At 44.9% G+C, this 12,259-nt stretch carries 8 protein-coding genes; 2 read left to right on the top strand and 6 right to left on the bottom strand.

Annotated elements, in window-relative coordinates:
• Positions 1 to 4 precede the first annotated feature (4 nt).
• The gene (locus NIAKO_RS30480; RefSeq protein ID WP_014222328.1) at positions 5 to 3,058 is read left to right on the top strand and encodes a PAS domain S-box protein; all 3,054 of its coding nucleotides are present in this window, start codon (positions 5 to 7) and stop codon (positions 3,056 to 3,058) included.
• Between the two features lie 213 nt (positions 3,059 to 3,271).
• Positions 3,272 to 4,546 (top strand): NAD(P)/FAD-dependent oxidoreductase, encoded by a 1,275-nt coding sequence (locus NIAKO_RS30485; RefSeq protein ID WP_014222329.1) that lies wholly within the window; start codon positions 3,272 to 3,274, stop codon positions 4,544 to 4,546.
• A 95-nt stretch (positions 4,547 to 4,641) separates the two neighbouring features.
• Here the strand turns inward: NIAKO_RS30485 and NIAKO_RS30490 are convergent, their stop codons facing one another.
• From NIAKO_RS30490 to NIAKO_RS30515, 6 genes are all read right to left on the bottom strand, one after another.
• Entirely contained in the window at positions 4,642 to 5,136 is a 495-nt protein-coding gene (locus NIAKO_RS30490) for an RDD family protein (RefSeq protein ID WP_014222330.1), read from the bottom strand.
• Positions 5,137 to 5,234: 98 nt separating this feature from the next.
• Complete coding sequence (locus tag NIAKO_RS30495; protein ID WP_014222331.1) at positions 5,235 to 7,400, bottom strand: S46 family peptidase; 2,166 nt, start codon at positions 7,398 to 7,400, stop codon at positions 5,235 to 5,237.
• 100 nt (positions 7,401 to 7,500) lie between these two features.
• A complete protein-coding gene (locus tag NIAKO_RS30500) occupies positions 7,501 to 9,774 on the bottom strand; it encodes a patatin-like phospholipase family protein (protein ID WP_014222332.1) in 2,274 nt (757 codons plus the stop codon).
• Positions 9,775 to 9,875: 101 nt separating this feature from the next.
• The gene (gene obgE, locus NIAKO_RS30505; protein WP_014222333.1) at positions 9,876 to 10,886 is read right to left on the bottom strand and encodes a GTPase ObgE; all 1,011 of its coding nucleotides are present in this window, start codon (positions 10,884 to 10,886) and stop codon (positions 9,876 to 9,878) included.
• 111 nt (positions 10,887 to 10,997) lie between these two features.
• Entirely contained in the window at positions 10,998 to 11,384 is a 387-nt protein-coding gene (locus NIAKO_RS30510; RefSeq protein ID WP_014222334.1) for a four helix bundle protein, read from the bottom strand.
• A 187-nt stretch (positions 11,385 to 11,571) separates the two neighbouring features.
• Positions 11,572 to 12,171 carry an acyltransferase gene (locus tag NIAKO_RS30515; RefSeq protein ID WP_014222335.1) on the bottom strand — a complete coding sequence of 200 codons (600 nt, stop codon included), beginning with the start codon at positions 12,169 to 12,171 and terminating at the stop codon, positions 11,572 to 11,574.
• Between the last annotated feature and the right edge of the window lie 88 nt (positions 12,172 to 12,259).

Below are 12,259 nucleotides of genomic sequence, written 5' to 3' on the forward strand. Positions count from 1 at the left end.
CGATATGAGTTTCAATAAACTTCTTGAACGGCAAATTAAAAAATACCTTCCTGAAGATTATTTTTTGGAGGAGCACCTGAACCGTTTTATTCAGGCGGTACATGATTCGTACGAAGAATACGAACGCGACCGTAAGCTGTTTAACCATGCGTTCGCGTGCAGTGAAAAAGAGTACATGGAAATAAATGAACAATTAAAAAGAGAAGCCAAACTAAAGCACGCTTCCATTCAGCACTTAAAGGAAACTATTAATAAGTTCAAGGGCAGCGATGACCTGAATTACAACGAAACCGACGACCTCTCCGATATTATCAATTACCTGGAGCATGAACTGCAGGAAAAGAAAAAAGCAGACATCCTGCTGCAACAATCTGAAAAAAGGTTACGCCTTGCCTTGCAAACCATAGACGACAACGTTTGGGAATATCATTTTCCTTCCCGGACCATGACCTTTGCCGTTAACGAAAAATCGATCCTCGATCTTGACCGGAATGTTTATGAAGGAAATGAAAACCTCGTTTGGTGGCAAACCATTGTGGAAGAGGACCGGCCTATCGCCATTGAAACCTTTCAGAAGTACATGAGCGGGGAGATCTCCAAACATTGTGTTGAATACCGGGTAAAATTGAAAGATGGGTCAACAAGGTGGATCCTTAACCGCGGAGGTGTGATTAGTAAATCGAAAAATGGTAAACCCGTTACCATTATTGGTACCCTCACCGATATTCAAAACTATAAAAATATTCAGGGCGAATTGACTGCCACTGCCAACCGCCTTAGTCATTTGCTCATTAACCTGCAAACCGGCGTATTGCTGGAAGATGAAAATGGTAAGGTGGTGCTTACCAATAAAAAATTCACCGATTTCTTCGCCTATCCCGGTTCACCCGAAACACTGGTAGGCATTGAATGTACCGAACTGTACGAAAGCAGTACTGCCTTATTTAAACATCCGCTTGAATTTATAACGAATACCGCCCGGCATTTAAAAGCCCGCCAGCCGGTAAATAATGAGGAATTAAAAATGGCGGATGGCCGCGTACTGGAAAGAAACTACATTCCATTATTTATTGACGATGTATACCGCGGCCACTTATGGACGTACAACGACATCACCGAAAGAAAAAGATCGGAAATAAAACTGAAGCGGCAGGAAGAAAAGTACCGGAGCATTATCGCCAATATGAACCTGGGCCTTATTGAGGTTGATCTTGAACAAAACATCCGCTATGTGAATCAAAGCTTTTGCTTTATGAGCGGGTATGAAGAGCATGAACTGATAGGCCAAAATGCATCGGACCTTTTCGTGAAGGAGGAGAATAAGGAGATGGTTGAAAACAAGAACGACCTGCGGCAAACCGGGCTCTCCGATGCCTATGAAATGAACGTCAATACCAAACATAGTGATTCCCACTGGTGGTTAGTTTCCGGAGCTCCTTTATACAACGACAAGCAACAACATATCGGTTCTATTGGCATTCACCTGGATATTACGGAGCAAAAGATGCTGCAACGCCAGCTGGAAGAGGCCAAAAAGATCGCCGAAAAATCGGTTCATGCCAAAGACCTGTTCCTGGCTAACATGAGCCATGAAATAAGAACGCCCATGAACGCCATCCTGGGCATGAGCAAACAATTGCAAAAGACCATTCTTAATCAACAGCAGCAGTCGTTCCTGGAGATCATTGGCACCGCAGCAGAAAACCTGCTGGTGATCATCAACGATATTCTCGACTTTTCAAAACTGGAAGCCGGCAAGGTTACGCTGGAAGAGATCGGGTTCAACATGCACGACCTGGTAACCAATACCAGCCGGGTGTTAAAATTAAAGGCAGAAGAAAAAGGGCTCATGTTTGAAGTAACGGTTCATCCCGGCGTGGCCAATGTTTTAAAAGGCGACCCCTACCGCATCAACCAGGTGCTGATGAACCTGCTCAGCAACTCCATCAAATTCACTAAACGCGGCAGGGTTGCGCTGGAATGCATGCTTTATAGAAGCAAACCCGATCTGCAGGAACTGGATATCATCATCAGCGATACCGGTAAGGGCATGGATGAAGCCTATTTAAAAAATCTCTTCAATAAATTCAGCCAGGAAGATGAAAGCATTGCCCGCAGTTATGGCGGCACTGGCCTTGGCATGAGCATTGTAAAACAACTGGTTGAACTGATGAACGGCACCATTGAGGTGCAAAGTAAAAAGGGCGAAGGCACCACGGTCACCATTCAATTGTCTTTTCCAAAAGGTTCCGAAAGCGATCTGCCTAAAAAAGACAACAGCCATGTGGAAGCCCATATTCTGGCCGATAAAAAAATCTTAGTGGTAGAAGATAATGAAATGAACCGGATAGTTGCTGAAACCATCCTGAACCAATATGGCGCAACCATTTCAGAAGCGGTGAATGGCATGGACGCAATCGACGCCCTTCGCCATAACCATTTTGATATTGTATTGATGGATATTCAAATGCCGGTAATGGATGGGTTGGAAGCTACCCGCCATGTAAGGCAGGAACTGGCATCGAACATCCCCATCATTGCGCTTACCGCCAATGCCGTAAAAGGTGAAATGGAAAAATGCATTCAGGCCGGCATGAACGATTATTTAAGCAAGCCTTTTGAGGAAGAAGACCTGATACGCCTGATTGCAAAATGGCTGGGCAGGGAAACACATTTTGGTCCGGTAAAATTAACTGAGGTAACAGATACACCATTGTACGACCTGTGCAAGCTGAAACAAATTACCCGCGGCGATGAAAAGTTCATAATTAAAATGCTGCAGGTTTTCATCAGTGAAACCACCACCAGCCTTACCAACCTGGAACAGGCTTTTGAACAAAAAGATATTAAACAGGTACAATTTCTGGCGCATCGCATGAAGTCATCGCTCAACAACCTGAACATTTGTTCAGCAGGCAGCATTGCCGAAAAAATTGAAAAGGGCGATTGGGCAGCATGCGATTTCCCGGCATTGCAAAAACAAATCATTGCACTCAGAAAGGTCATTGATAAAGTGATCCCGATGATCATGGCCGATTACGCTGAACTCCATTGCTGATATTGATAACCAGTTGAAAATATTGATTTAACAGGTATCTTTTTATGATTTTTATGCCATTTCAATAATAGTAACGACCTTTGCTTCGTCTATCTATCTCCATTCCTGCGTTCTTAATACTTGCCATAACCTGAAAAGTTAGTACGGCACTATTTGCCCTGGTGTACAATCCGGGCATAATTGTTTATTTATGTTAATTAAGAAGAATGAGTTATGGAACAACCAGTAAAAAAAGTCGTTATTGTCGGTGGCGGTTTTGCCGGCATTAACCTTATCAAACATCTTTGTAAAGACAGCCGCTTTCAAGTTACCCTGGTAGACAAAAACAACTATTCCTTTTTTCCTCCGCTGCTATACCAGGTAGCAACCGCGTTTATTGAACCCTCCAATATCAGTTATCCATTTCGCAGATTGTTTCAGGAGAAAACCAACCTGCGGTTTCATATGGGTTCCCTGTTGAAGGTAAATCCGGAGCAGAACACTATTGAAACAGACACCGGCATGGTAGATTACGATTACCTGGTGCTGGCTATGGGTACGGAAAGTAATTACTTTGGTATGGAACGCGTAAAGGCCCACTCGCTGCCTATGAAAAGCATCGATGACGCGCTTAACCTGCGCAACCATTTATTGCTGAACATGGAAGAGGCAGTACATACCGACGACTTTAAAGAAAAAGAAAAGCACCTGAATATAGTGATCTGTGGTGGCGGGCCTACCGGTGTTGAACTGGCCGGCATGCTGGCCGAGCTGGGGCGTAATATTGCCTTAAAAGAATACCCTGAAATTAAAGACCTGCGCTCACACCTTTACCTGATAGACGCAGGTAAGGCATTACTGGGACCCATGAGTGAAAAATCACAACAGGAGGCTACCAGGGTTTTAAAAAAATTGGGCGTGCATGTGATCAACAATACCGCCGTAAAAGATTATCAGGACGATATAGTTTATCTGAGCGACGGAAGAACCATTCCCACCAAGGTACTGATCTGGGCCTCTGGTGTAATTGGCCGGGAGGTGCCTGGGCTGCCGGCTGCTGTTATTGGCCGGGGCAGAAGGGTATTGGTTGATGAGTTTAATAAAGTGCAGGGCTCGCAGAACATTTTTGTGGTAGGTGACCTTTGTTTGCAAACAACCGATAAAAATTTTCCCAATGGCCATCCCCAGTTAGCCCAGGTGGCTATTCAACAGGGTACCCTGCTGGGAAAAAACCTCACTAGGTTACTTGACAACAATCCCATGAAGCCTTTTGCCTACAACGATAAAGGCAGCATGGCCATTATTTCAAAATTTAAAGCCGTGTGCGACCTTCCCAAATTCTTCTTTAAGGGTTTTGGCGCCTGGCTGGTTTGGCTGTTCATTCACATTATTCCATTAATTGGTTTCCGTAATAAAGTGAAACTGGCCTTTAGCTGGGGCTGGTCGTTTATTACCAACGACCCCACCTTGCGATTGATCATTCGCCCGCGTAAACAGGATGTGCAGTGATGGGTTGACAAGTTAACGAATTGACGGAGTTAACACGGAAAACGGGCTTCACGCAAACGCATGAAGCCCGTTTTTATAATTTGAACTTATTATTTCTACCAGGTTTTCCTGACTACAGCTGTTTTTGATATGCTGTCGTGCCAGGGCATATAACCTAAACCGCTAAATAATTCAAACGGAATTGCTCTGCAGATGCTGCGCACCAGCGCATGCTTAAAAGTGAACGGGGTGCCATCCTGGGTAATAGCAATGGTGTTGGTAGAAAGTTTACCTATGGTTCTGCCATTCATGGCAGTTTCGCAAACCGTATAATAAATCATTGTAATAAGTAAAGACATGGCTGCCCTTACCAGTAAGACATTCATATTCAGGGTCATGACGGCATCTGCGCCTAAATATTTTTGCGGGTCCACGCCGCCTGTAGCCTTGGCAATAACAGTCCAGGCAACAGTAATAATATTAATGAGCACCATCAGAACGATCTGGTCGATCAGATAATTCGCTAAACGTAAGCCCCGGCCCGCAGGGTCAACATACCCCAGTTCATTCTGTTCTTCCTGCAATAAATCGGTTTGATCCTGATAGTCCATGGTATTGGAATTTTTGCAAAAGTAACACAGCTATTCCAAAAAGAAAAAGGGTGAACGGCCCAAAACCCGTTCACCCTTTTTAATTGTATGTTAATTGATTACTGTTTAACCAGTTTCAATTCATTTATCAGGTTGGTAGCCCCGCCCAGTTTGTCGATGCACCACAGTACGTAGCGAACATCCACACAAATGGTACGGTTGTAAACCGGGTCAAACTGGATCTTGTGGCTCAATGCTTCATAATTGCCATCAAATGCCAGACCAATCAGGTTACCCATGCCATCGATCACCGGTGAACCGGAATTACCACCGGTAATGTCGTTGGTAGTGATAAAACCAACTACCAGGTCATTCCGTTGTTTGTCGATATACTGGCCGAAATCTCTTTTCTTAGCCAGTTCCAGCAATTTGGCCGGCAGGTCGAACTCATAATCGCCAGGTACGTATTTTTCCAGAATACCTTTCATGGTAGTTACGTAGTCATACTTAACTGCATCCCGGGGGGCGTAGCTTTTTACATTACCAAAGCTTACCCGCATGGTGAAAGTGGCATCGGGATACATTTTTTTGGCTTTCACGGTATCCATTTGCATAACACCCTTCAGGTACAGGCGGCCATACTCATTATTCTTCACGGTGAACTGTTGAGAATACTGCATAAACTTACCCTGCCAGTTCTTTAAGAACGCGCTTGCAACAGCATAAGCAGGATCAGCCTGTAGTACAGTAGCATCAGGGTTGTTTGCAAAAGCGTCCCATTTGGCATTATCCAGGATCATGGTGTTTGCAAAAATGCTGGCGGCGTATTTCTTATACGTATTTTCATCGTTCAGGTCGCCAAAGTTCGATTTCAAATTATCATAAAAGCCAATGGGGTGTTGGGCTTTGTCAATATCCTTGTAGTACATCATCAACACCGCTGCTACAATGTTCTGGTCAGATGGTTTGTTTTCGCCCTTCAGCATTTCGGTTCTTGCCTCTTTTGCTGCATCCATCGCTTTTTTAATATCTGCTGAGCTGCCCTTCTGTACAATCGCCATCTCCACACGTTGCAGGGAGGCTGCATAGGCTAACAGGGGCGATCCAAAAATACCTTCATTGATGTACACCCGGTGTTTTGAATAGGGGCGCCATGCATCATATGCGGCTCCCCAGTCTTTGAAAAGATTTTCAAACTCCGGTTTGCCATTGGCCCAGATTTGAAATTTTGCTTCGGCTGTTTTTTTCGTATCGTACACATCGTACTTGATCAGCTGTTTGCTTTCGCCATCAAAGAATTTCCAGTAATTGGCAATGGAAGCGTAATCGCTGGCCAGCTGCAGTTTAACTGCCGGATCGTCTTTCATTTGCGAAAACATATATTTCAACCGCATATCGCGCAGCTTTACCAGCGTGGGATTGTCGATATCAATTTTTTGTTTGATGCCGTATGAAGTTTCATAACGGTTGGTGCCGCCGGGATAACCATAGATCATGGCATAGTCGCCGTCTTTAATGCCTTTGATAGATACAGGCAGAAAATGTTTGGGTTTTAATGGCACGTTCTCGGGTGAGTAGTCTGCCGGTTTTCCATCTTTACTCATATAAACACGGAAGATAGAAAAGTCACCGGTATGGCGGGGCCATTCCCAGTTGTCGGTATCGCCACCATATTTACCAATGCTTTCAGGTGGCACACCGGCCAGCCGGATATCAGAATAACGTTTGTAAACAAACACCAGGTACTGGTTGCCTTTGAACAGGGAGCTTGTACGGGCAATAGTGCTGGTAGCCTCATCGCTGTATCGTTTGTTGATGGCTGCGGTAATATCTGTTACTTTTTGCTGACGTTCCAACCCACTTAATCCTTTGGCTGCATCGAGCACTTCAGCGGTAACATCTTTGATCTCTGTCAGAAACTCGGCATATAAACCGGCAGAAGGGATTTCTTCCTGTTTGCTTTTTGACCAGAAACCATCTTTAAGATAGTTGTGTTCTACCGTACTGGCATTGGCCGTAGCATCATAACCACAGTGGTGGTTGGTAAAAATGAGGCCTTCGTTACTTACAATTTCACCGGTGCAAAATCCACCGAAAATGATAATTGCGTCTTTAATGGATGACTTGTTTACACTGTATAACTGTTCTTTGGTAAGCTTCAAACCGCGCTTCACCATGTCGTTATACACTTGTTGTCCAAGCAATAGTGGCAGCCACATGCCTTCATCGGCAAAGGTGCGCACCATAGTAACGGCTAACACAACCGTTAAAAGAATTTTCTTCATATTATTGATAGCTTTTGTGGCGGCAAACCTATTGAAAAATTTTATTAAATGGCCACCCCGCAAAGGTTTGCCGGATGAATTGTTTACCCCCCACAACCCTTTAACGCTTTAGTTCCTGCAGGATCTTTACCATATAGGCCCGTACATCGCCGGAATATAACCGCTGGTCCATGCTATCCAACGTTCGGCCCGAAATGACCCAGTTCATGGAGTATTTCAGGGGCTCCTGGGGCCGGTAGAGATTTATAGGTTTGTAATGCAGGTTATTCCGGTACAGGCCCGACAGGTAATTCTTCAGCCGGCTATCGTTGATACTTGTTTGCACGCCATAAGCACCCATAAGGGTTTTAATGGGCGCCGCCAGGTCGTTCACAAACGGATTAACCTTTTTTAATAATATATCGCCCTCGGGGCCATTGCTGATGTGCATTACGTAAAACGTGATCTTCTGACAATTGCTTTGCAGAATGGTATCGTTCTTTGAAGCGCAGATGGAATCGCGCAGGGCATTCAATTTAATGATCATCTCATGCACCACCCCGGCGCCGGAATTATCCACATACCCGCCATCTACAAAGTAAAAAGGAAACTCCGTAGGCCCCTGTTTCAAAAACTTTAACCCGTCTATACGTCCGGCCGGACTTATATAAGGAAAGCTGGCGCCCAGCACTACTGCCGTGCTCAGCTTCATATCATTTTTACCGGTAAGCCGTGCCAGTACATCAATCCGGTTATTAAATGTAATTGGGTCAATGGCGATGGTGCTGATCACGGACGGCGCTCCATCCTGCATACGGGTAGTATTCACACAAAGAATGGGCAGTTTGGTGTTTACCCGGTTTTTATACACCGCCAATTCTGAAAATGGCACCTGCAGCTGGTTCTTTAACAACACACTATCCTTAGGCGCCTGTTCCAGGGCATCTGTTAGTGCTTTGGCCCGGTCGTCACCGGTATTGAATGGAAACATGGTAACCAGGAAATCGTGGCCCAGCATACGGCTGAGTGTATACGTAAGAAAATCGCTGCGCAGGTATTCTTTCCCCGCCTGGTAGAAGGGCTGGTTACCTGGCAGATCTTTATCAGGCCGGTCGGCTGCATCTTTTAACAGGGTATAAAAAGCCGCATTGCCTACACTGCCACCCGAAGCTCCAGATAAACAAAAAAGGTGTTTTGAAAACCCGTGTTGCGAAGTATCTTCCAGTTTTCCCAATACCGAAGCCACCCAGTAACCGGAGCGCGAAGCGCCGCCATCTGATAGTACAAAGTACACAGGAAACTCTTTCGATTTCCTGATCAGCGTATCGCGATCTTTTACCCATTGAATAAAATAGTCCTTTACACTGGCTTTATCTGCAAAGCTTTCTTTGATGGTGTCTTTTTTTTGAACCAATGCCACATGGTGGCGTTCCGTCCACTGGCCGAAAATGAAAACAAGCAGCAGGAAAATAATATGGATGTTGATACCAATGCGAACAGAGATAAACGTCATAATAAATCCAAACCCCATAAATACAGAGAATGCCAGCAATACAAAGGGGAAGGTACCCAGGCTAACTGCAAAGGCCACATTGAGCGTACAGGCCAGGTAAATAACCAGCGCTACCAGGCTTATTAATAAAAAGGCAATGTGAAATCGGATTTCTTCGGGTGGAATGCCGAGAAAGCTGGCCAGCCGGAATCTTTTGCTTGTTACCGGTACTACTTTCTTACCCGATTTCTTTTCTTTTTCCAGCGCCTCCCGCCGGGTAACAACCAGGATCATAAAACAGGCCTGCAACACCAGCATCATAACTATCACCAGCCAGGAATAACGGCGGATGTTAGCCGTAATTAATGAGGAACCGCCCACCAGGATCACCACCGTTACAAAAAACAGTTTGTTCAACCGGATGGTCTTGAACCGCCGTTCAAAAAACCGGTTCATCCAAAAGTAATAGGGAACCGATGCTATCAATAACCAAAAGAACAACTTGCTATCGCTTTCTATGTCGTAGCCAAACAGGGGTGTTTGCACAAAGGCCAGCATAATAATAGAGAACAGGGTAAAGCCTATAAAGCGTGGCATGTGTTTATAGTACCCTTCCGGCAAATAATCCGGTGCAGCATATACGCATTGCCTTTTGGCGTTGGCCACGGTACGGGCTGCATACCAGCTCACCAGTACCAGAAAACTTAAGAAGGATTGAAATAACAGGAAAAAGCCGCGGTGCTCGGTTGCCAGCACCATCAGGTCTTTACCTTGTGCCAGGTTCCAGAAACAAGCCAGCGTTAATACAAGAAAAAGAATGCCCGGGAAGAAAACCCATAGTGCACGAAGGACATTGCGCACCAGGGTAGTCAGGCGTTGTAAGAGTCCGGTTATAGCCGCCATAGTAAACAGAATTAGGGATACCCTAAGGTAACTATATCGGCGGCATTTACAATACCCGGTTAGTTGTAAAGCTTATGGTGTTTTGTCACAATATGTGCATACTACTTCTCCACTTCCTGCTCTTCATTAAGGGCCTTCCATAACATATCCTTCAGCTCCACCAATCCAAGTTGACTTACAGAAGAAATAAAGATATGAGGGACGTTTGTTGGCAACTCCTTTACTACGGCCGCTTTCAACTCATCATCCAGCATTTCGCTCTTGCTTATTGCAATGAGGAATTGCTTGTGCAGCAGTTCGGGATTGTATTGCTCCAGCTCATTCAGCAGGATGTTGAATTCCTTTCTATGATCATTGCTATCGGCAGGGATAACAAAAAGCAGTACTGAGTTGCGTTCAATATGGCGCAGGAAACGGTGCCCCAGTCCCCGGCCTTCGGCGGCGCCTTCAATAATACCCGGCAGATCGGCAATGCAAAAGCTTCGGCCATCGCGATAGGCTACTATACCCAGGTTAGGCGTTATTGTCGTAAATGCGTAGTCGGCAATTTTGGGTTTGGCGGCTGTGATCACAGATAACAATGTTGACTTACCGGCATTTGGAAAGCCTACCAAGCCTACATCGGCCAGTACCTTTAATTCCAGCACCTTCCAGGCCTCTTCACCGGGTTCACCGGGTTGTGCGTATTCAGGCGCCTGGTTGGTAGGGGTTGCAAACTGAGCATTACCCAGTCCACCGCGGCCACCTTTTATCCAAACTACTTCCTGTCCATGTTCCAGGATCTCTGCTTCCTGTTCTTCGGTCTCTTCATCGCGGGCAACGGTACCAAGGGGTACTTCAATGATAATGTCTTTACCATCGCGGCCTGTCATATTGTTTTTATTTCCACCCTGGCCATCTTCGGCCAGTACATTTTTATAGTATCGAAGGTGTAGTAAAGTCCACAGGTTTTTATTCCCGCGCAGGATAATATGTCCGCCCCGTCCGCCATCTCCACCATCAGGTCCCGCCTGCGGGTTAAATTTGGTACGCATGAAGTGCTTGCTGCCTGCGCCTCCGTGGCCGCTGCGGCAGAATATTCGTATCTGATCTACAAAGTTTGTCTTTTCCACTTATTTTTTTGATAATTGACCGGCAAAGATACGGTTTAGGGGGCAGAGTTGACGGGTTAACAGGTTGACACGTTGACAGGGTAACTGGTTGTTAACGAGAGCTATGTAAATTCAGGAGATGTCCGGAGGGAGACTTTTTAAATATCTTATATAGCCATTTAGTATTTTTTCTACCTGATTTATTCTATTCCGATAATATTGCAGCTGTTCAGTAGTGATATATGAACAGTCAAAGGCATCGATGAAATGGTTAAGTGTTTCACTTAAAGAACCACGTGCTTGTGTACAATATTTTATTTTGTCTTTATTCGTACGTTTGCCATGGCCTTCGGCAATTTGACTATTAACAGAACGGGAACTTCTTACTATCTGATCAATAAGGCGATATTTTTCCTCGGCAGGAAAAGCTTTAACCAGTTGAAATATTTCATTCTTTAAATCTCTGGCCTTTTTCCATACATCCAATTCCTCAAAACTCTGAAACCCTTCCTTAAACATGATTTCGTTTACACAAAAGGTATAACTATTATTAATAACTAATAACTTATCCCAAAAAACTTATCATTTGTCAATTTTTTCCCTATTAATCACTCAGGCCTCCATGTTAACGTGTCAACCTGTTAACTTGTCAACCTGTTAACGTGTCACCGTGTTAACCTGTCAACGTGTTAACCTGTCAACGCTATCAACTTGCCCCTTTAATCTCAATCCAGGTTTTGTAAAGAGATGCCTGTTCCGGCCTATCAAGCGGCAATTCAGACAAAGGCTCACACGCTAACCACTCCTCCTTCATTTCCCCAGGTAAAGCTTGATAAAGACGAGTACCTTCCGTTTTCCAAGCAATCATTTCATCAGAAACGGGCTTTATAATTTTAGCCGGATTGCCGACGAGCAGACTGCGGACGGGAATTTTTTCATCGGCTTTTATTAAACTGAGTGCGCCTACAATGCATTCATCGCCGAGATCTACGTTGTCCATGATTACGCTGTTCATTCCTACTAAACAGTTACGGCCAATTGTGGCGCCATGGATAACGGCACCATGACCAATATGCGCGCCTTCTTTCAACAACACCGTAACGCCGGGGAACATATGAATGGTGCAGTTCTCCTGCACATTACAACCATCCTCAATCACAATACCGCCCCAGTCGCCACGAATGGCAGCTCCCGGCCCCACATATACATGTTTGCCAATAATAACATTACCAGTAACCGCCGCCTGCGGATGTATAAATGATGAGGGATGAACAACAGGGATAAATCCTTTGAATGAATAGATCATACACGCATGCTTTTACCAAAGATAGTTTTGTTACCAGTAATTTGAGAACCAGTTAAGAACCGATTAAAAACTCATTTCCATGGTTTGA

This window comes from Niastella koreensis GR20-10, assembly GCF_000246855.1.
GTDB lineage: Bacteria > Bacteroidota > Bacteroidia > Chitinophagales > Chitinophagaceae > Niastella > Niastella koreensis.